The sequence below is a fragment of the Lysobacter sp. 1R34A genome (assembly GCF_051217035.1).
Lineage (GTDB): Bacteria > Pseudomonadota > Gammaproteobacteria > Xanthomonadales > Xanthomonadaceae > Lysobacter.
Genome location: NZ_JBPKJP010000076.1, coordinates 1 through 20,839 on the forward strand (window position 1 = coordinate 1; position 20,839 = coordinate 20,839).

Genomic DNA, 20,839 nt, shown 5'->3' on the forward strand with positions numbered 1-20,839 from the left:
CAGCGGGCCGGCGAGCGCGACGCGGCGCCGATGCCACGCCCGCAACGCTGCGTCGCCGCCACGCGATTGCGCCGGATGCCGCGCGGGCGGAGACTGCCGGTGGTTTTTCCGGCTGCGCCAAGCGGCCCCCTGTCCCGACCGCGCAATACGGTCTCAAGGATCGCCCGATGGACGCGCTGCTGCATCTGATCCAGACCTACGGCCTGCTCGTGGTCTTCGTCAGCGTGTTCCTCGACCAGGGCGGCCTGCCGGTGCCGGCTTATCCGCCGATCATCGTCACCGCGGCGATCGCCGTCGATCAGCAGCAGAGCCTGTGGCCGATCCTGTTGATCGCCGCGCTCGCCGCCTTGCTGGCCGACAGCCTGTGGTACCTCGGCGGGCGCCGGATCGGCGCGGCCTTGCTGCGGCTGATGTGCAAGGTCTCGCTGTCCCCGGACTCGTGCGTGCTGACGACCCGCGGCGTCTATGCGCGCTGGGGCGCGCCGTCGCTGGTGGTGGCCAAGTTCGTGCCCGGTTTCGCCGCGGTCGCCACCACCCTGGCCGGCGAGACCGGCACCAGCGCGCGCCGCTTCGCCTTCTACGACGGCCTCGGCGCCCTGCTCTGGGCCGGCCTCGCGGTCGCGGTCGGCGCGGTGTTCCATGAGGCGGTCAACGACGTGCTCGACCGCCTGGAAACGCTCGGCCGCTACGGCCTGATGCTGGTGGCCGCGGCGATCGCCGCCTTCGTCGGCTACAAACTGCTCAAGCGCCGCCTGTTCCTGCGCGAACTGCGGATGGCGCGGATCACCGTGCCCGAGCTGTATCGGCTGCTCGAAGACGGCAACGGCCCGATGGTCCTCGACGTGCGGCCGCGTCCGCAGCGCGACGCCTCGGGCTGGATTCCCGGCGCGGTGTTCGTGGCCTCGCTGGCCGACGTGCCCTTCGCCGACGTCCCGCCGGAGCGACGCGAGGAGGCCATCGTCTACTGCGATTGCCCGAACGAGGCCTCGGCCGCGACCCTGGCGCGCGAGCTGCGCCGGCGCGGCTTCAAGCGCGTGCGTCCGCTGGCCGGCGGCTTCGAGGCGTGGCGCGAACACGGCCACCTCGTCGCCCATGCCTGAGCCCGGCGGCGCGGCGCCTCAGCCGCGTTCGTAGAACTCGATCGGCAAGCCGTCGGGATCGGCGAAGAAGGTGTAGCGGCGCCCGGTGTACTCGTCGATGCGCACCGCCTCGACGGCGATGGCCTGCGCCTGCAGTTCGGCGACGCAGGCGTCGATGTCGTCGACCGCGAAGGCGAGATGGCGCAGCCCGCAGGCTTCGGGATAGGACGGCCGCGGCGGCGGGTCGGGGAAGGAGAACAATTCGATCTGGCCACCGTCGGGCAGGGCCAGGTCGAGCTTGTACGAACGCCGTGCCTCCCGATGGACCTCGGCGAGCACGCGCAGCCCCAGTACCTGCGTATAGAAGCGTTTCGAGCGCGGGTAGTCGGAACAGATGATCGCGACGTGGTGGATGGCCGAGATCCGCATGAGGGCTCCTGCGGACGATGGGGGAACGCCCGCGACCTCGCGATTGTCGGATACTGGCCGCGTCCTGTCGCCTGCGTCGCTCCGGCTCGCAGCCGGCCGTGACAGAATCCTCGGCGACGCGACCTTGATTCATTCCGGAGAGATGCGGTGACCGTTTACGTCGACGATGCGGTATGGCCCTGGCGCGGCGAGCGCTGGGCGCATCTGATGGCCGACCGACTCGACGAGCTCCACGCGTTCGCGGCGCTGCTCGGCAAACGCCGCGAATCGTTCCAGAACAAGGCCAGCGGTTGCCACTACGACGTCACCGCGCAGATGCGCGAACGCGCGATCGCGCTCGGCGCGGTGGCGATTTCGCGCCATCGCGACCGCGCCCAGGTGCGCGCGATCATCCAGCGCGCGCGCGACCAGGCCGCCGGCCGCGCGCCTTGAGCCTCAGCGGCGGGCGTCGACCGCCATCCGCAGCGCCAGCCCCGACAACACTCCGCCCATGACCCAGCGCTGCGCGGTCACCCAGCGCGGCCGGCCGGCCAGGAAGTTGGCGATGCCGCCGGCGCCGGCGACGATCAGGGCGTTGACGCCGACGCTGATCGCGATCTGCAGGCTGCCGAGCAGCAGCGACTGCAGCATCACGCTGCGCTGAGGGTCGATGAACTGCGGCAGCAGGGCCAGGTAGAACATCGCCACCTTGGGGTTCAACAGGCTGGTCAGCAGGCCCATGGCGAACAAGCGGCGCGGGCTGTCGGCGGCGAGGTCGCGGACCTGGAACGGCGAACGCCCGCCGGGCCGCACCGCCTGCCAGGCCATCCACAGCAGGTAGGCCGCGCCGCCGATGCGCAGCGCGTCGTAGGCGTACGGCACCGCGAACAACAGCGCGGTGATGCCGAAGGCGGCGGCGAACAGATAGAAGAAGAAACCGACGCCGACCCCGGCCAGCGAAATCAGCCCGGCCTTGCGGCCCTGGCAGATCGAACGCGAGACCAGATAGATCATGTTCGGTCCCGGGGTCAGGACCATGACCAGGGCCAGGCCGGCGAAGGCCAACAATGCCGACAGCTCGAACATGCGCGTCTCCGGAGTCGTGGGGCGCCGGCGCAACGCATGGGGCGAGGGCGGCGGAGCCTCATCATCGCCGAACCCGGCCGCCGGCATAAGCCGGCGCGGCGCAACGCTGGGGAACGATGGATGGCGATGCTGGGGGTGGGCTGGGTTTGGACCTAGGCGCAGGGGAGTGGGTTCGTCGGCGTTGGCGCAACGGCTTGGCTTTGTTTGCTCTTGCCTTCCCCACCGCCGATCGGCAAAAAAGAAGCCGCAACGACCTGGATCGCTGCGGCTTCGGGGGCTCCCCCTTCGGGCGGGGGGTTAGAAGCGCAGTGAATACCGCGCGTTGACTCCGTGGTCGTGCGCCTCGTCGGCGAGTTGACCGCTGTAGTTGAGTTCCAGCAAACCGTTCGCGCTCAGGCGCGCGGCGATGCCGGCTTCGAGCAGGGTGGCGTCGTCGGCCAGCGGCGCGCCGTGGACCTGGAAGGCTTCGCCGCCGCGCCAGGCCACCGAGGTCGCCGGGCTGAGGTCGCCGCTGGCATGGCGACGGCCGAGACCGCCGCGCAGGCTCAGCCAGCTCTGCTCCTGCTGCGAACCCTTCAGGTCGACATTGAAACGCAAGCCGAGGGTCGACAGGTTGACCCGGCTGTCGGCGCTGCGGCCGGTCAAGGCCGCGGCGCCGCCGCTTTCCTGGAAGCCGTCGCTGTTCACCCGCACCTGGGCGAACTGCGCATACGGCTCGAACGCCCAGGCGCCGGTGTCGAAGCGATAGGCGCCTTCGACGAAGCCCTGCTTGCTGCCGGCGTCGTAGTTGGAACGGGTGCGATCGTTGAAGCCGTTGAAGGCGATGCCGCGATCCAGGTCGACATCGTGACGGGCGAAGCTCAGGCCGGCGCTGAGGCCGAAACCGCCCCAGTTCTGGCCGGCGTACACGCCCAGGTGGCGGGTCTTGATCCGGCCCTTGTCGTTGCGGGCATCGTCGCTGTCGCTGCGGCCGCTGCCGCCGAGCACGCCGATCCGCCAGCCGCCGTCGAAGCGATAGTCGTAACCGAGCAAGGTCGCCGAGCCGTTGTACTCGTTGCGCGCGGCATTGCCGTCGCCGTCGAGGGTACCGCCGGACTTCAGCAACTGCACCCAGGCGCCCTGCGAGGACTCGCCGGCGCTGTCGGCGGCGAAATCGCCGCGACCGGCGCGCGCGCGGCTCAAAGCCGCGTCGCGCACGTGGCGCTGGTCGTCGACCATGACCGAACGCAGACTGGCATGGGCTTCGCCGCTGAGCGCATCGAGTGCGGCCAGCGCCTGCTCCGGGAACAACTGGGTCAGCGGCTGCGGAATGCCCTGGCCGATCGCGAGGCGGTCGGCGGCCGCTGCCGCGGCACGCTGGTTGTCGGTCTGCGCGCTCGCCGCCAGCGCCGCGCCGCGGGTCACGTCGATGCCGACCTGGTTGGCCGCATAGCTCAGGCCGAACTTGAGGAACGGCGAGAACGCGGTCTGGTCGAGCGAGGCGAACTGGCCGCTGACGCCGCCGGCCGCGCTGATCAGGTTGAACGACTGGCCGAGCATGTACTGGCCCGGCGCATGCAGCACGACCAGCTTGCCGCCTTCGAGACGGGCCTGGCCGCTGACGTCGATGCGGTCGGAGGCGCCACCAGCCGACAGTTCGGCGACATAGGTCGACCCTGCGGCCTGCAGGTAATTGCCCTGCACGCTCAGGGTGCCGATCGAATTGCCCGGCGAGACCGCGCCTTCGATGCGCACGTCGCCGACGATGCGGCCGCTGCCGCCGAGGGCGCCGCCGGCGAGCACCGGCAACGACGCGGTGGCCAGGGTGCCGTTGACGACCAGGGTGCCGCCTTCGACCTGCGCGGCATAGGTGTTGGTGCCGGTCAGCTCGAGCACGCCGTCCTTGACCTTGAGGCCGCCGAAGCTGTTGTTGCCGCTCAGGCGCAACCAGCCGAGGCCGGACTTGCTCAGCACGCCGGGGCCGCCGATGTCGTTGCGCCAGTCGTCCCAGGCCTTGCCGTCCCACACCTTGGCGCCGCCCCCCGGACGGTCCATGACCACGTCGGTGTCGACGCGGATCCGGCCCGGGCCGTCGATGGCCTTGCGCAGGTCGATCAGGCCCCAGCCATAAACCTCGTCGACGCCGGGGGCGCCGAGATCTCGCGCGGTCGTTAGTAGTACGTCGCGTACCTGTGGGCTACTCATGTAGGGGAAGCGCTCGAACAGCAAACCCAGCGCACCTGTGACATGCGGCGCAGCCATCGAAGTACCGGTCTTAAGGCCATAACCGTACTCGGGTTGCTCGTTGTCGATGCGGAAGCGCAGATAATCGTTGGTCAACTCCACCGCGCCGTCGATGCGGCCGCCGACGATGGTGCTGCCGATATCGGTGCCTGGCGCCGAAACGCACCAGTTCATGCTCATACCGCAAATGCTGGAGCCATCGTTGATGACGTAGTCGGCTTCGCCGGCCGCCGCATCGGGTTGACGCACGTTGGCCACGCTTACCCAATACGGCTCCGCCTCGGGTCGCCAACGCGGCAAAGTAGCGGCGATGCTCGCTAAACCGCCGCTCTGATTGCCGGCGGCCCACACCTGGATCAGGTCGGACTGCGCCTTGCCGTCGGCGCCGGGCGCGTAGATGCTCGCGTATACCGCGTAACCCGCGCCAGAGCTGGCGTAATGCGCCTCAAGGTCGGCAACCGTAGCGTTGCGCCGGGTCGGACCCCAGCTATGGTTGAGAACACGCGTGCCTAGCACCTGCGCCTGCTGATACATATCCAGAGTGGCGGGGTCTTCCGGATCGGTGCGGTAAAGCGGACGCGGACGGTAGAAGCCGTCGGGATCGAGTCGCCATTCGCTGTAAGTGTCGCCGAATACGCGAGCAACGGTGAGATCGGACGCAAAGGCGACGCCGTGTGTGCCTTGGCCGTCACGATTCGCGCCGATGGTGCCAGCAACGTGGGTGCCGTGATCGTCATAGAGAAAGCCGAGTCCGAATCGTTGCGCGATAAGCTGGCGAACGCGATCCGGGACGCCGGCACCCACACCGGTGTACTCGTAACCGGGCTTATCACCGCGGGTCGCCCCGCAAGCGCCGGCGCCGGCGACGATAGAGGGGTCAGCGCAGTGGCCTACGTTACCGATGGAAATGCTGTTGGTATTGCGCCCACCGAACTCCGCATGCGCCAGTGCCGAACCGGAATCGAACACGCCCAGGCGGATGCCCTTGCCGGTCAGGCCGCGCGCATAGGCGTACTGGGCGTTGATCGTGGCCAGGCCCCAATCGGCGTTGAATTCGTCGCTGCGCCAGCTGTCGGGATTGCCGAGCTGGCCCATCGGGTTCGCGCTCTGCGCCGAGGCCGACGCCGAAACGGCGAGCAGGCCGCCGACGATGGCGAGCGACAGCACAGAACGGGCATGCATGCGTCGGGTAACGCTATTACGCGTGGTGCGGGTGTTGCCTTGCATCGGTCAGTAGTCCCTTATCGTGTCGAAAGCGCGGCGTGGCGGCGCTTGTAGCAGCGTTCGACGCCGGTGCCGGCATCGTGTTCGGTCGAGCTTCGTGCGACCTGAGTGATCACAAACGCAGGGACACGTGCGCCTCCCTACCCACGCGCATCAGCCGGCCATGACTAACGACGCTTGCGCGCAGAACGGGCGACGCAGCGAGCGGCTCGACTTTGCCGAGTCTGGCGTCGAGGGCCAGGGCAAACTGCATTGATGCCTGGAAGAGGCCTCACTCAGCCTGGAGAGCTTCGTATTACCGGCCTATCGTCGTTCCCGCGCAGGCGGGCTGCGCTTTAGTTCGGTGGAGCCGGACAGCCGGGGTTTCACCGAAGCACGGGCTCTCAAGCCTTCAACCACCGTGCTCCGACTCGGCCGACATCAGGCCGCGGCGCCAGGCGAAGGCGACCGCTTCGGTGCGGTCGGCCAGGTGCAGCTTGGCCAGGACGTTGCCCAGATGCGACTTGACCGTCTTCTCGCCGATGTTCAAGGCCGCGGCGATGCGCGCGTTGCTGCCGCCCTCGGCGAGCTTGCGCAATACCTCGAGCTCGCGCTCGGTCAGGCAGGCGAAGGGGTCTTCGCGCGGTTCGCGCTTGCGCCGCACCGCCTTGAGGATGCGCTGGGCGACGAAGGGGTGGATCACCGCTTCGCCGCCGGCGATTCGCCGCAAGGTCGCGAGCAACTCGTCGCCGAGCATGCTCTTGAACAACAGCGACTGGGCGCCGGCCTCGATCGCGGCGAAAGCCAGATCGTCCTGGTCGGTCGAGGTCAGCACCGCGATGGCGCTGCGCGGGCTCAGGCCCTTGATCGCGCGGATCGCTTCGACCCCGTCGACGTCGGGCATCATCAGGTCGATCACGATCAGGTCCGGGGCGAGTTCGCGCGCCAGTTCGATCGCCTGGGCGCCGCCGCCGGCCTCGCCGACGACCTCGAAGTCGTCGGTCAGCATCAACAGGCTGCGGATGCCCTTGCGCACCACTTCGTGGTCGTCGACCAGCAATACCGACGTGCTCATGCCTGAATTCCCTGCGGTTCCAAGGTGAACGACACGGTCACCACCGTGCCGCTGGGCGAACTGGCGAGGCGGAACCGTCCGCCCGGCAGGGTGCGCGCGCGCAGCCGCATGTTCGCCAGGCCCATGCCGGTGACCTCGTGTTCGTTGGGGACGAAGCCGCAGCCGTCGTCCTGGATGGTCCAGCCGTAACGGTTGCCGGAGTTGTTGAGGACGACTTCGATGCGGCGCGCGCCGCTGTGGCGAAGGCTGTTGCTGACCGCCTCGGTAGCGATCAACAGCAACTGCCCGGCATGCTGCGGCCAGGGGCCGAGGCCGCGCTCGGCGACCTCGTCGAGCAACAGCCGCCATTCGATGTCGCTGCCGGCGAGCAGATGCGAGCAGGTGTCCTCGATCGCCTTGCGCAGGCCTTGCTCGGCCACGGTCGGCGCCGAGAAGCGCTGGATCACGTCGGCCAGATCGCGCTGCAACTGCCCGGTCAGGCCGAGCGCGGCCTTGATCAGGGTGGTCTGGCGCGGGTCCGCCTCGCCGCCTTCGCGCTGGCTGAGGTGATCGAGCACGCTCAGCTGCAGACCGAGGGCGAAGCTGCGCTGCTTGGCGGTGTCGTGCAGGTCGCGGGCGAGCCGGTTGCGTTCTTCCGATACCGCCAGCGCCTGGCGCACCTGGATCACTTCGCCGAGCGCGTCGGCCATGCGGTCGAAACGCTGCGACAGGCGCCCGAACTCGTCGCGGCCGGCATCGTGGATGCGCGCGTCGAGTTGGCCCGCGGCCCAGGCATCGGCAGCGCGTTCGGCGTGGCCGATCCGGCGCGTCAGCAAGGTCGCCACCGCGATCGCCGACATCGCGCTGATCAGCACCAGATAGATCGCCAGGCTTTCGATGTCGCCCGAATCCATGTACATGAAGGTCGCCAGCGAGCCGCCGGCGTGCTGGCCGACGCTGAGGGTCGCTCCCGGGGTCCGGGTCAACGGCAAGGCCACCGCGCTGATCCAGTCGCCGCCGCGCTCGTGCCGGCGCGGCACCGGCGCATGCGAGGACACCGCTTCGCGCTCGAGGTCTTCCAGCGTCTGCGCCAGCGGCGGGCTCGCCTGCGCGGGATAGCGGCAGACGCGGCCGTCGCGGTCGCGATAGCGGATCGACAGCCGGCCATCGTGAGTGCTGCCGGCGAAGCTGCGCGAGCTCATCCACTCCTGCGAGTCCATGCCGACGATGCGCACCAGCAAGGCCTGCAGGATCGCTTCGCACTGCGCCCGCGAGGTCATCGCCAGATCGGGCAGCGCGCCGAACTGCTGCAACTCGCGCTGCATCGCGCCCTGCAATACCGGCGGCGCCATCGCCTCGCGCACTTCGCCGCGCGACAGGTACAGGTCCAGGCCGGACAGCAACGCGGTGCTGATCCACGAAGCGATCAGCATGGACAGCAGGCATTTCCAGAACAGCCCGCTCCACCAGCGGCGCGCCGGCGCGCGCGCGGCCGGCACCGGGCGTGCGGCGGGGGGTTCGCTCATGCCGCCAGTATTCCAGTTTCCGCGCGCGGCGAATCCGCCAAACGTCCTGGATCGCTCCCGTCGCGGGCCGGATGCGGGCCTGCGGCGGCGACGCGCAGCATCCGTCTTCCCTGGTTCGCGCCGCACTCATGACCGCTCCGTCCCGCGCCGCTCCCACGCGCATCGACCGTCTCGACGCCCTGCGCGGTTTCGCTCTGTTCGGCATCCTGGTCGTCAACCTCGGGGTATTCGCCTCGCCCTATTACGGTCTGGGCCTGCCCGACCCGGTTCACGACGGCATGCTCGACCGCGCCGTGCGCCTGCTCGTCGCCGGCGTGTTCGAAATGAAGTTCTATCTGCTGTTCTCCTTCATGTTCGGCTACAGCTTCAGCCTGCAGCTCGACTCGGCGCAGCGCGCCGGCGAGGCTTTCGTACCGCGCATGCTGCGGCGCCTGCTCGGGCTGTGGTCGATCGGCCTGGCCCATGCGCTGCTGTTGTTCCATGGCGACATCCTCGGCACCTATGCGGCGATGGGTCTGGTCCTGCTGGCGATGCGCGCGCGGTCCGAGCGCGCGGCGCTGGGCTGCGCGCTGGCCCTGATCGTGGCGACCGCCGTCGCCTGGGCCGGGTTGGCCTTGCTGGTCTCGCTGGCTCGGATCGACGGCGAAACCGTCGCGGTCGACGCGCGCGCCGCCGCACTGCAAGCGCAGGCGATCCTGGACGGTTTCACCGGCAGTCCCGGTGCGGTCGTCGCCGAGCGCATGCGCGAATTGACCTCGACCGGCGTCGTGCTGGTCTTCGTGCAGGCGCCGTGCGCACTGGCGATGTTCTTGATCGGGCTGGTCGCCGGCCGCCGCCGGGTACTCGCGCGACCGGAGGCTTATCGGCCTCTGTCGCGCCGGCTGCGTCTTTACGGCTTGAGCATCGGCCTGCCGGCGGCGGCGTTTTACGCCGGCGTCTCCACCTTCGCACCCGGCGGCGCGCTGGAACTGGCGGCACTGGCCCTGAGCCTGCTGACCGCGCCGCTGCTGACCGGCGCCTATATCGCGCTGGCCATCGAGGGCTTCAACGGCCGCGCCGGCCCGGGGCTCGTGCGATCGCTGGCTCCGGCCGGACGCATGGCCTTGTCGAACTATCTGCTGCAATCGGCCGCCGCTGCGTGGGTGTTCACCGGCTACGGCCTCGGCCTGATGGGCCGGCTCTCGCCGTTCGCGGTGCTGGCGTTCGCCCTCGTCTTGTTCGGCGCGCAGTTAAGGTTCAGCGCGTGGTGGATGCAGTACCACGGCTTCGGTCCGGCCGAATGGCTGTTGCGCGCGCTCACCCTCGGCGCCTGGCCGCGCTGGCGCAGGTCCGCACGCGAAGCGGATTGAAGGCATGGATCGTCGTCGCGACGGGCCTGAACGATCTGTGGCGATCCCTGCGAACCGTGACGGCGTTCGACAATGGCGACCTGGAAACGCCTTCGGCCTTGTACGACACTCAGCGACCGAGCCGTATCAGCAGGAGACGACAGACGCCGCATGATCGCCATGGGTTCGCCGGGTTGCGCCCTCCGATCCGCGCTGCGCGTCTGAGGCTCGCGTGCACGAAGACCTGTTCAGGCGCGAAATGCTCGACGCCAGGAAACAACGCTGGCTCGGCAGCATCCGCCTGCCGATCTCGCGCCTGGGCTGGCCGATGGCCGCGCTCGCCCTGCTCGGCCTGCTCGCGCTGCTGGCCCTGCTCGCCTTCGGCCGTTACACCCGCGGCGAGCGCGTCGACGGCATCTTGGTAACCGCGCCGCAGGCCGCATCGGGCGGCGCCTCGACCTTGCAGGCGCAGCTGTGGGTGCCCGACCGAGCGATCGCCGCGATCCGCCCCGGCACGCCGGCGGTGCTGCGCTACCGCGCCTTTCCGTATCAGCGCTACGGTGTGCAGCACGGCCGCGTGGCCGCGATCGCCGCCGAAGCGGTCTCGCCCGAGGAGGTTCAACGACGCAGTGGCCTGCGCCTGGACGCGCCGGCCTGGCCGGTGAGGGTCGAGCTGGAGCGCCAGCGCATCGGCACCCGAGCCCTGCGGGCGGGCATGCGCGTCGATGCCGAGTTGCAACTCGAGCAGCGACGCCTCTACGAATTCGTGCTCGCGCCGCTGTCGAAGGACCGTGTCACCTCGCCGGAGCCACGGCCGTGAGCACCCGCCCCTTGCCGGTGATCCAGCAGAACGAATTGGCCGAATGCGGCCTGGCCTGCCTGGCGATGATCGCGGTCCACCACGGCCACGACCTCGACCTGAGCAGCCTGCGCCGGCGCTTCCCGGTGTCGCCGCGCGGCGCCACCCTGGCGCGCCTGATCAAGATCGCCGGCGCGCTCGGTTTCGACAGCCGGCCCTTGCGCGCCGAGATCGAGCACCTCGCCGATCTGCGCCTGCCCTGCGTGCTGCATTGGGACCTCAACCATTTCGTCGTGCTCAAGCGCATCGCCCGCGGCCGCGCCGAACTGCACGACCCGGCGCGCGGCGCGGTCAGCCTGCCGCTGGCCGAATTCGGCCGCCACTACACCGGCATCGCCCTGGAGCTGTCGCCGAAGACCGACTTCGTGCCGATGCGCGAACGCCAGCGCCTGAGCCTGCGCGGGCTCGCCGGCCATATCGTCGGACTGCGCCGCGCCGGCGCGCAGATCCTGATCCTGGCGCTGAGCCTGGAGGTGTTCACCCTGCTGCTGCCGCTGGCGATGCAGTGGGTGATCGACCGGGTGCTGGTCGCCGCCGACATCGGTCTGTTGAACCTGCTCGGCATCGGTTTCCTGGTGGTGGTGGTGTTCCAGGCGACGCTGACGGCGATGCGCGGCTGGCTGGTCGCCGACCTCGGCGCGGCCCTGAATTCGCAATGGCTGGCCAACCTGTTCGGCCACCTGATGCGGCTGCCGCTGGATTTTTTCGAGAAGCGGCACGTCGGCGGGGTGATGTCGCGCTTCGTCTCGGTGCAGGCGATCCAGCAGACCCTGACCGGCAGTTTCGTCGAGAGCTTGCTCGACGGTCTCACCGTGACCCTGGTGCTGGCGCTGCTGCTGTTCTACAGCCCACCGTTGACCGCCGTGGTCCTGGCCGCATTCGCCGTGTACGCGGCGCTGCGCTGGGCGGCGTACCGTCGGCTGTGGCGGCTCAAGGAAGAACAGCTGATCCAGGTCGCCAGGCAGCAGAGCCTGTTGATCGAGTCGATCCAGGGCGTGCAGACGATCAAGCTCGGCAACCAGCAGGACGACCGCCGCGGGCGCATCGCCAACGCCAGCGTCGAGGTCGCCAACCGCGAGGCCGCGATCAGCCGCACCACCGCGGTGTTCTCGGCGCTGTCGAAGCTGGTGTTCGGCGCCCAGCGCGTGCTGCTGATCTGGCTGTGCGCCTGGCTGACCCTGCAGGGCCGCTTCAGCGCCGGCATGATGGTGGTGTTCGTCGCCTACGCCGACCTGTTCGCCACCCGCACCGGCAGCCTGATCGACAAACTCGTCGACCTGCGCCTGCTCGGCCTGCACGGGCAGCGCATCGCCGACATCGCCTTCGAGCCGCCCGAGGCGCATGTGCACACCGACTACGCCGGGCCGGTGCCGGCGCCGCACATCGAGATCGACCGGCTCAGCTTCCGCTATGCCGACGACGAGCCGTGGATCCTGCGCGATTGCAGCTTCAGCATCGAGGCCGGCGAATCGGTCGCGATCGTCGGCCCCTCGGGCTGCGGCAAGACCACCCTGGCCAAGCTGATTCTCGGCCTGCTGCGGCCGAGTTCGGGCACGATCCGCATCGGCGGAGTCGACATCCACGACTACGGCCTGGCCGCCTACCGCGAGTTGTTCGGCGCCGTGATGCAGGAGGACGTGCTGTTCGCCGGCTCGATCGGCGAGAACATCGCCTCCTTCGACCATGCCGCCGACCCTGCGCGCATCGAAGCGGCGGCGCGCGCGGCGCGCATCCACGAGGACATCGCGGCGATGGCGATGGGCTACGAGTCGCTGGTCGGCGACCTGGGCTCGTCGCTGTCGGGCGGCCAGAAACAACGCGTGCTGCTGGCGCGCGCCCTGTACCGGGCGCCGGCGATCCTGTTGCTCGACGAGGCTACCAGTCACCTCGACGTCGCCCGCGAGCACGAAATCAATCGCGAGATTTCCGCCCTGCGCATGACCCGCATCGTCATCGCCCACCGGCCCGACACGATTCGCAGCGCCGACCGCGTCGTCGCCCTGCGCAACGGCGTCAGTGAACAGATCACAACACCCGAGTTTGCAATCCCTATCGCTTCGCGCATTCAGCGCGAAAGTGAGATCGCGATTAGCAAACCATGACTTTCATAGTTGCTAGCATCGATGCTCGTGCCGACGCCGGGACGGCCTATCAACTCATCCTGGCACTCTACGGTTTAGGAGAACGCTCCATGAGTAAGCAAGACAGCAACAACGCTCTGCCTCAGGACGAAGCCGCCCGCCCGCTCGCCCGCATCGCGGCGCGCGAACTTTCGCTGGACGAGATCGCAGCGATCTCCGGCGGCAAGGGCGACACCACCCACGCCACCGGTCCGAACGGCGACGACCCGGGCGATCCCGACGTCCTGTAATCGCCCGCCGCAGCACCGATAACGCCGATCGCAGGATCGGATGCAGTCCATGCGACAGGCCAGGGTGGACTCGCGCGCGAGCGACGTACGCGTAAATCCTCGCCCAGCGCATGATCCGGCACGCCCCGTCCGACGGGGCGTGCCGTTTTCGATGATTCGATGCGAAACGCCTCCATGCCCGCTCCTCGCCGTCCGCTGATCCTGTCCTCGCTGGCCCACGACATCCACGCTTCCGCCGCGCGCTGGGCCTTGCGCGCCAGCGGCCTCGACGCGACCTGGCTGAGTTCGTTGGCCGAAGCCGAACTCGGCGCGATGTCCCTGCACTGCGATCCCGACCTCGGCCTGCGCATGAGCGGCCCGCTCGACGACGCGCACGTCGGCACGGTCTGGTACCGGCGCCCGCGCAACCCCGAATCCTTCCCGCGCGCGCATGCCGGCGACCAGCCGTTCCTGCGTGGCGAATGGGGACGCTTCCTCAAGAACGTGTACGCCCTGACCGATCAGGGCACCGACCGGCTGTGGGTCAACCGTCCCGCCGCCGCGGCGATGGCCGAGAACAAACTGGTGCAACTGCGCGCTGCCCATCACTGCGGCCTGCGCTTCCCGCCCACCCTGGTCTCGCACGACCCGGCCGAAATCCGCCGTTTCGTCCAGCGCCACGGCCGCGTGGTCTACAAGCCCTTCCTGACCCATACCTGGAAGGACGCCGAAAGCGGCCGCATGTTCAGCACCTACGCGCGCATCGTCGAACCGGCGATGCTCGAAGACGACCAGAGCCTGCTGCACTGCCCCGGCATCTACCAGGTCTACGTCGACAAACGCCACGACCTGCGCGTGACCGCGATCGGCAACCGTTACTTCGCCGCCCGCCTGTACGCCCAGCACGACGACGGTTTCGTCGACTGGCGCGTGCCCCAGAACACCCAGGGCCTGCGTGCCGAGGTCGGCGAACTCTCGTCGGCCGACCAGGCCAAGCTCGCCGCCCTGATGCGCGAGCTCGGCCTGGTGTTCGGCTGCATCGACCTGGCCATCGACGGCAACGGCGATGCGCATTTCCTCGAAGTGAATCAGGCCGGCCAATTCCTGTTCATCGAGGACCTGCTGCCTTCGCTGCCGCTGTTGCGGGCGATGAGCGCGATGCTGGCCGAGGGCCGTCCGGATTATTCGCTGGCGACCATCGCCAAGCTGTCTTATGCCGAGTATTGCGCCAGCGAGGAACATCGCGAGTGGTGGGCGCAGGCCAGCGAGACCTTGAAGGATCGAAGTCCGGCGGCGGCGGGGATTACCATGGAGTGAGGACGACTGTGCGCGGTCGTTCGGCGCGTCTGTGGCTTCGGTATGCCTTATAGGAGCGGCGCAAGCCCCGACATCGCTGTGGCGGTCTTGCGGCGCGAGTGGGGGTCCCCTGTAGGAGCGGGGCGAGCCGCGATCACGGGATGCGCAGAGGCGACAAGGCCTTCGCCATTCGTCGAAGCGGCTTGCTCTCGCTGGGGGTAGGAGCGGCGCAAGCCGCGACATCGCTGCGACGGTTTTGTGGCGCATTTCGCCTTGAGATGAAGATCAAGATCAAACCCAAAGCTTCCGCCACTAAAGCGGCGGGTTACTTTCTTTTGTCTAAAGCAACAAAAGAAAGGTAACCAAAGAAAAGTGCTTTGTTTTGAATCACAGGCCCGCACGTTCGATGCATACGCGGTGATTTTTCATACGGGACATCCCTGTCCCGATGAAAAACGGCGCGCATCCCTGCGCGCCGCCCTCCGGGTCTTCGATGGCCTTCGCGAGGACAAGACCGCGCACAGCCAAAGCCACAGCCACAGCCACAGCCACAGCCAGCAATAGAAATCCGAGTGCGCGGAGCCATCCCCTGTAGGAGCGGCGTAAGCCGCGACCACGGGACGCGCAGGCATCTCCATGCCGATGTCATCCATCGAAGCGACGCACATTCGCCGGGGCAGGAGCGACGCGAGTCGCGACCGCGAACCTGCGGCCGCCGGCGCGGACCATCGGGGGAGCACACGACTAACGCCGCGAGATCGAGGCCTCGCGGTCGCGGCTCGCGCCGCGCCTACACAGAGGCAGGCCGATACGGCCCCAGACTCGTCCCTCAGAACGCCCGGCTCACGGTGAAGCTACCGAACACCGGGGTCTGCGTCTGGCCTTCGAACTCCCGGGTGCGGTGATACCGCGCCAAGGCGAACTTCCATCGCCCTCGCATCAGCGCCAGGCCATAACCGACATCGGCCACCAGCGGCCGCTTGTCCACGCTGTGGCTGTCGCGGAAGGTGTTGCCGTCCAGGGTGATGTCGCGCAACACCCAGCGCGCATCGAAGGTCACGAACATGTGCGCGCCGAAGCGGCGGTCGCCGGTGTTGTAGTGCTGGGTCGGCGCGGTGTTCTCGCCGGCCGGACGCAACGGGGTGCTGCCGAAGTCGTCGGGCAGGCGCAGGCCGAAGCGCAGTTCCGCGCCGGCATTGGCGTAGGTCGCCAGGTTGCCGAAGCTGCCGCCGTAGTGCGATATCGCATCCCAGCCCCAACGGCCGTTGTGGGCGTCGCCGGCCGAGTAGCGATGCATGCGCTCGTGGACGATGCGGAACACCGGCTCGTCGCGCAATTGATGATCCCAACCACGGAAAGTCTCGTCGCCGAGCATCTTGTGCACTTCGTTCTGCACTTGCTTGCCCAGCGCCGACGGCCCGACCAGGCCGAACTGCAGTTGCGTGGTCTGCAGGTAGTCGCCTTTGCGCGCGTTATAGCCCAGGCCGACCAGCAAGGCCGCTGCGTACGGCCGGTCGTCTTCGATGAGGTCGCGGCGGGTGTAGTCGGTCGGGGTGAAGATGCCCTGGGCGAAGGTCGCGATCATGTTGCGCTGCTCGAAGCCCTCGGGCTGGAGTGCATCGAGATGTCGGTTGACCCAACGCGCCAGGCGCGGAATGCAGGGGTCGTCGGTGTAGTCGGCCAGGTTCGGCGAGACCAGGGTCAGCTGGATGCCGTTGCTGTAGCCCTGGTCCTGGCCGCCGAACAAATCGTTGTCGAGGCGCAGGTTGACCGTGGGCGGCAGGCGGGTATTGCCGTTGGTGCAGGCCTCGCGCCCGGCGGCGTGCGCGCCGGTCGCGAACAGGAGAGCCGAAAGCAGGACAGCGGTCTGGCGCATGGAAGAATTAATCGAGACGAACGAACCGGACGGAACGGCCTCGCCCGATGCTCCGCGGCGAGGTCGTGCGACGCGCATGCAAGCGCCGATCAGACACCGCGCGCGCGGCCCGCAGGTCGGCGTGGCGGTCGAGGATCGGCGCACACGTTCGCACGGAAGCCGCGCCGCGGCGCTCGCAGAACCGTGATGGATTGTCCCGTCGATGGTGCTTGAGACGCCGGCCGGCGTCTTTGCCCGGTGTGCCGGCCGGACCGGCGGCGAGCTCGGCCATTCGTTCGGGCAGATCGCTCCCCACGATGCGCGACGCCCGATTCGCAGGCGGTCGGGTCGCCTCGGACAGCGTGTACTCGAAGCGATAGAAGTGCGCGCCGCCAGCATGGGCCGGAACCCGTCGCCGCGGCTGCGAACGCGACGAGCGCAGCTCGAAGCGCGCACTGCGGCAACTTGCCGCAGCCGCCCGCGGCACCGCCCCGCCTAGCATCTGCGCGCCCGGCCGCTGCAAGCGCCGCCCCTCTCCTCTCCACCGCACCCGCGCCCCCCTGGCCGCGCGGCCGCCGTTCCGAGTCCGGATCTCGCCGATGCACCACCGTCTCTCCACCCTCGCCTTCGCCTCCCTTGCCGCGCTCCTGCTGCCGCAGCTCGCCCTTGCCGACGGCACGGCGGTCGACCTCGACGCGGTGCGCGTGGTGGCCGCACCGGCACCGATGCGCTCGGTCGCCACCGCCAGCCGGCTCGGCCTCGATCCGGAGGAGCTCCCTGCGACCCTCGACGTGCTGGACCAGCGCGAACTCCAGGCGCGCGGCCTGCGCGACAGCGTGGAGGCGCTGCGCGCGATGCCCGGGGTCATGGCCGGCAATCTGCCGGGCCAGCCCGGGGTGGCCTCGATGCGCGGCTTCGCGAGCGGCGCGGTGTCCTATCTGTTCGACGGCGTGCGCCTGACCAGTTCGGGCTTTTCCTCGCGCAACTGGGACAGCTTCAATTTCGAACGCATCGAAGTGCTGAAGGGGCCGGCCTCGGTGCTGTACGGCGAGGGCGTGCTCGCCGGGGCGATCAACTACGTGCCCAAGAGCGCGCAGCTCGACGCCCCCAGCGGCGAACTGCTGCTCGGTTACGGCAGCCACGACAGCGCTCGCCTCGGCCTCGACGGCAACCTGCCGCTCAACGAGCGCCTGGCGGTCCGCGGCGTGCTCAGCGCCAACCGCGCCGACGGCCACGTCGACGACACCGAGTCGGCGGCGCTGGCGTTCAGCGGCTCGCTCCTGTGGCGCCCGAACGAACGCCTGTCGGCCTCGCTCGCGCTCGATCATCAGCGCGACGATTTCGATACCGCCTATTTCGGCACGCCGCTGGTGCCGCGCGCGGCGGCCAGCGCGCCGAGCGGACTGGTCGACAACGCCTACGGCCTGACCATCGACCGCGCCGCGCGCGAACGCAACTACAACGTCGCCGATGGCCGCATGGACGCACATTCGACCTGGCTGCGCTCGCGCCTGGACTATCGCATCGACGAGGCCTGGTCGCTCAGCAACGAGTTCAGCGTCTACGATGCGCGGCGTCGCTGGGACAACACCGAGGACTTCAGCTACAACCTCGCCAGCGGCCTGCTCGACCGCAGCAGCGCGCGCATCCACCACGAGCAGCGGGTCTGGAACCAGCGCCTGAGCCTGCGCCGCGACGGCCGCCTCGGCGGGCGCCGGCACCTGTTCGCGGCCGGGCTGGACTACAGCGATACCGATTTCTTCAACCTGCGCCGCTTCGGCCGCGCCGCGCCGGTGGACCTGCAGGCGCAGGATCGCGGCCGTTTTCCGGCCGACACCGCCGCCAATTTTCGCGACGGCCGCAACGATTTCGGCACCCGCGTCGACGTCGCCGCGGTGTTCGTGGAGGACGCGATCAACCTCAACCCGCGCTGGCTGCTGGTCGGCGGCTTGCGCCACGAGCGCATCTCGCTCGCGCGACGCGGTCTCGATCTCGATACCGGCCTGCGCAGCGGGTTCCGCCGTCGCTTCAGCCCGACCTCGTGGCGGCTCGGCAGCGTGTTCGATCTGCGCCCCGGCACCCAGTTGTATGCGCAGTACAGCAATGCGGTGCTGCCGGTAAGTTCGTTCCTCACCCTCCAGCAACGCAACAACGCCTTCGAGCTCAGCGAAGGCGATTCGATCGAGATCGGCCTGCGCAGCCGATGGTTCGACGACCGCCTGCAAACGACCGCGTCCGCCTACCGCCTGCGCCAGGACGACATCCTGACCCGCGACCCGCTGCAGCCGGCGCTGACCGTTCAGAACGGCCGGCAGTCCTCGCGCGGGATCGAGTTCTCGCTGAGCGGCCAGTTGACGCCGCGCCTGCGCATCGACGCCAGCGCCGCGCTGTTGTCGGCGCGTTTCGACCGCCTGCTCGAGAGCGGCGGCGCCGACCGCAGCGGCAACCGCCCGCCCAACGTGCCCGAGCGCAGCGCCAACCTCGATGCGTGGTATCGCCTTGCGGGCTTGCCCTTGAGCTTCGGCCTCGGCCTGCGCCACGTCGGCGACTTCTACACCGACAACGCCAACGCCTATCGGGTCCGCTCGCATACCCTCGCCGACGCCTCGGTCGCCTGGGAACCCTCGCCGGCCAGTCGCTACAGCCTGCGCCTGCGCAATCTCGGCAATGCGTTCTACGCCCAGTGGTCGGGCTATAGCGCGACCCAGGTCTACCTCGGCGCGCCGCGCTCGCTCGAGCTGACCTATTCGCGCTCGTTCTGACATGGCCGCGGCCGCTCATGATCTTTATCGCGCGGTCTGGCGGTGGCATTTCTATGCCGGCCTGTTCGTCGCGCCCCTGCTGCTGATTCTGGCGATCACCGGCTCGATCTACCTGTTCAACGACGAGATCGAGGATGCGGTCCATCCGGCCCTGCGCTTCGCCCCCGAACGCCGCGCCGCGCTGCCGCCGTCGCGCCTGATCGCCGCGGCGCAATCCGCGTATCCGGGCACGGCGACGCGCATCGACCTGCCCTCGCAGCCGCGGCGCACCGCGCAAGTGTTCGTGACGCCGGCGCGGGGCGAGCCGCTGCGGGTGTTCGTCGACCCGGGCACCGCCCGGGTCCACGGCGCCTTCGTCTACACCCGCACCCTGGTCGGTTTCGCCGACACCGTGCACGGCTCGCTGCTGCTCGGCCGTTTCGGCGATGCCGTAGTCGAATTGGCCGCGTGTTGGGCGCTGTTGTTGATCGCGACCGGCCTGTACCTGTGGTGGCCGTCCGGCCCGGGTTGGCATCGCGCGCTGTGGCCCGACCTGCGCGCGCGCGGGCGCGGGTTCTGGCGCAGCCTGCACGGTGCGGTCGGGGTGTGGACCTCGGCGCTGACCGTGTTCCTGATCCTGACCGGCCTGCCCTGGGCCGGGGTCTGGGGCGATCTGCTGCGCACCGGCACCCAGTCGCTGGGCATCGGCTATCCCGAGCAGCATCGCCATCACGGCCCGGCCGGGGCCGCTGCCGCACCGACCATGGCGCAGGCGATCGGCGAAACCCCGTGGGCTTTGCGCGACGCGCCGATGCCGCGCTCCGCGCATTCGCATCACGCCACGCATCACGGCGTATCGCCTGCGCCGGCGACCGACATCGGCATCGACGCCGCGGTCCGCGCACTCGCCGCACGGGGCTTGCTCGCCGACTATCGTTTGTCCTTGCCGCAGAGCGCCGACGGCGTCTACACCGCGGTGGTGTATCCGGATCGGCCGCAAGGCCAGCGCAGCGTGCAGATCGACCGCTATCGCGGGACGGTCGCCGGCGACACCGGCTTCGCCGACTACGGTTGGGCGGCGCAGGCGGTCGAGCTCGGCGTGCAATTGCACATGGGCAATTACTTCGGCCGCGCCAATCAGTTGCTGATGTTGCTGCCGTGCCTGGGCGTGGTCGGCCTGTGCTTCAGCGGAACGTGGATGTGGTGGCGGCGGCGCCCGAGCGGCCGCATGGGCGCGCCGCGCGCGGCGACTCCGGCCCGGACGAAGACCGTCGTCGCCATCGCAGTCGGCTGCGGCCTGCTGTTTCCCTTGCTCGGCGCCTGCTTGCTGCTCGTGTTCGCACTCGACCGCTGGCTGATCGCGCGCCTGCCGCGCCTGCAGGCCGCGCTGCGCTGATGCTGCGCGATTGCGCGATAAAACCTCGCGACCGAGCCATCGCGAAAAGCGACTACCGGCCCCGGTCCAGCGTACCGGGGCCGGTAGCGCCCCCTGCCGGGGACGCTGATGCGTCGGCCAGGTCTAGTCGACCCGGGCCGAAGCCTCGTCGCACCAGCGCGACGGCAGGGCCACCGCACCCGACGGAGGGGCGGGAGGCGGTGTCTGGGCGGCGACCCGCGTCGCAGCGCGACGCGGCTTCGCCGTGAAGCCGGTGCCGCGCGAAGCGACACGTTTGTTCTTCGATATCGGCCGCGAAGCGCGCGGCTTGGCCTTGGCGAGCGAACCCGCGGCCTTGGACGCCTTCGCGGGCTTGATCGGGCAATAGCCGTGGCCCGCCGGCGTGGCCGACTGCGCGGCGGTCGCCGGGGTCGCCGGTGCAGTCGCCGCAGCGGC

The 20,839-nt window shown here is 69.2% G+C and carries 16 protein-coding genes and 1 pseudogene; 9 read left to right on the forward strand and 8 right to left on the reverse strand.

What is annotated here, in order from left to right; all coding sequences use genetic code 11:
- The coding region (locus ACSAMQ_RS15360) for a hypothetical protein (RefSeq protein WP_435396478.1) at positions 1-185 on the reverse strand (185 nt) is incomplete at its 3' end.
- Between ACSAMQ_RS15360 and ACSAMQ_RS15365 the strand changes: the two genes are divergently transcribed.
- The gene (locus tag ACSAMQ_RS15365) at positions 168-1,100 is read left to right on the forward strand and encodes a rhodanese-like domain-containing protein (RefSeq protein ID WP_435396479.1); all 933 of its coding nucleotides are present in this window, start codon (positions 168-170) and stop codon (positions 1,098-1,100) included. The two genes, ACSAMQ_RS15360 and ACSAMQ_RS15365, sit on opposite strands and share 18 nt — an antisense overlap.
- Positions 1,101-1,118: 18 nt before the next feature.
- On the opposite strand, the gene gloA2 is transcribed toward ACSAMQ_RS15365, so the two are convergent.
- Positions 1,119-1,508 (reverse strand): SMU1112c/YaeR family gloxylase I-like metalloprotein, encoded by a 390-nt coding sequence (gloA2, locus tag ACSAMQ_RS15370; RefSeq protein ID WP_435396480.1) that lies wholly within the window; start codon positions 1,506-1,508, stop codon positions 1,119-1,121.
- Between the two features lie 147 nt (positions 1,509-1,655).
- Between gloA2 and ACSAMQ_RS15375 the strand changes: the two genes are divergently transcribed.
- Positions 1,656-1,940, forward strand: coding sequence for a DUF4031 domain-containing protein (locus tag ACSAMQ_RS15375; RefSeq protein WP_435396481.1), 285 nt, complete (start codon positions 1,656-1,658; stop codon positions 1,938-1,940).
- Between the two features lie 3 nt (positions 1,941-1,943).
- Here ACSAMQ_RS15375 and ACSAMQ_RS15380 read toward each other — a convergent pair whose 3' ends face one another.
- From ACSAMQ_RS15380 to ACSAMQ_RS15395, 4 genes are all read right to left on the reverse strand, one after another.
- A complete protein-coding gene (locus tag ACSAMQ_RS15380; protein ID WP_435396482.1) occupies positions 1,944-2,573 on the reverse strand; it encodes a LysE family translocator in 630 nt (209 codons plus the stop codon).
- A 297-nt stretch (positions 2,574-2,870) separates the two neighbouring features.
- The gene (locus ACSAMQ_RS15385) at positions 2,871-5,978 is read right to left on the reverse strand and encodes an autotransporter domain-containing protein (RefSeq protein ID WP_435396483.1); all 3,108 of its coding nucleotides are present in this window, start codon (positions 5,976-5,978) and stop codon (positions 2,871-2,873) included.
- Positions 5,979-6,411: 433 nt separating this feature from the next.
- Positions 6,412-7,074, reverse strand: coding sequence for a response regulator (locus ACSAMQ_RS15390; RefSeq protein WP_435396484.1), 663 nt, complete (start codon positions 7,072-7,074; stop codon positions 6,412-6,414).
- Positions 7,071-8,579, reverse strand: coding sequence for an ATP-binding protein (locus ACSAMQ_RS15395; protein ID WP_435396485.1), 1,509 nt, complete (start codon positions 8,577-8,579; stop codon positions 7,071-7,073). Before ACSAMQ_RS15395 ends, ACSAMQ_RS15390 begins: the two co-directional genes overlap by 4 nt.
- A 128-nt stretch (positions 8,580-8,707) precedes the next feature.
- Here ACSAMQ_RS15395 and ACSAMQ_RS15400 point away from each other — a divergent pair, with 128 nt between their 5' ends.
- The 5 genes from ACSAMQ_RS15400 to ACSAMQ_RS15420 all read left to right on the forward strand — a co-directional run bounded on the left by ACSAMQ_RS15400 (position 8,708) and on the right by ACSAMQ_RS15420 (position 14,433).
- Positions 8,708-9,928 carry a DUF418 domain-containing protein gene (locus tag ACSAMQ_RS15400; RefSeq protein ID WP_435396486.1) on the forward strand — a complete coding sequence of 407 codons (1,221 nt, stop codon included), beginning with the start codon at positions 8,708-8,710 and terminating at the stop codon, positions 9,926-9,928.
- 211 nt (positions 9,929-10,139) lie between these two features.
- Positions 10,140-10,727: an HlyD family secretion protein gene (locus ACSAMQ_RS15405; protein ID WP_435396487.1), complete on the forward strand. Its 588-nt coding sequence runs from the start codon at positions 10,140-10,142 to the stop codon at positions 10,725-10,727.
- Positions 10,724-12,868, forward strand: coding sequence for a peptidase domain-containing ABC transporter (locus ACSAMQ_RS15410; RefSeq protein WP_435396488.1), 2,145 nt, complete (start codon positions 10,724-10,726; stop codon positions 12,866-12,868). The genes ACSAMQ_RS15405 and ACSAMQ_RS15410 overlap by 4 nt, the downstream gene beginning before the upstream one ends.
- An 89-nt stretch (positions 12,869-12,957) precedes the next feature.
- Entirely contained in the window at positions 12,958-13,137 is a 180-nt protein-coding gene (locus tag ACSAMQ_RS15415; RefSeq protein ID WP_435396489.1) for a hypothetical protein, read from the forward strand.
- A 174-nt stretch (positions 13,138-13,311) separates the two neighbouring features.
- The gene (locus ACSAMQ_RS15420) at positions 13,312-14,433 is read left to right on the forward strand and encodes a hypothetical protein (protein ID WP_435396490.1); all 1,122 of its coding nucleotides are present in this window, start codon (positions 13,312-13,314) and stop codon (positions 14,431-14,433) included.
- Positions 14,434-15,241: 808 nt separating this feature from the next.
- Here ACSAMQ_RS15420 and ACSAMQ_RS15425 read toward each other — a convergent pair.
- On the reverse strand, positions 15,242-16,288 hold the full coding sequence (locus ACSAMQ_RS15425; RefSeq protein ID WP_435396491.1) for a lipid A deacylase LpxR family protein: 1,047 nt from the start codon (positions 16,286-16,288) through the stop codon (positions 15,242-15,244).
- 578 nt (positions 16,289-16,866) lie between these two features.
- Between ACSAMQ_RS15425 and ACSAMQ_RS15430 the strand changes: the two genes are divergently transcribed.
- Together ACSAMQ_RS15430 and ACSAMQ_RS15435 are read left to right on the forward strand one after the other, a co-directional pair.
- Positions 16,867-19,029: a TonB-dependent receptor gene (locus ACSAMQ_RS15430; protein WP_435396492.1), complete on the forward strand. Its 2,163-nt coding sequence runs from the start codon at positions 16,867-16,869 to the stop codon at positions 19,027-19,029.
- Position 19,030: 1 nt separating this feature from the next.
- On the forward strand, positions 19,031-20,404 hold the full coding sequence (locus ACSAMQ_RS15435; protein WP_435396493.1) for a PepSY-associated TM helix domain-containing protein: 1,374 nt from the start codon (positions 19,031-19,033) through the stop codon (positions 20,402-20,404).
- A 123-nt stretch (positions 20,405-20,527) separates the two neighbouring features.
- On the opposite strand, the pseudogene ACSAMQ_RS15440 reads toward ACSAMQ_RS15435, so the two are convergent.
- Positions 20,528-20,839 (reverse strand): annotated as a pseudogene (locus ACSAMQ_RS15440) (hypothetical protein); the annotation flags it as partial.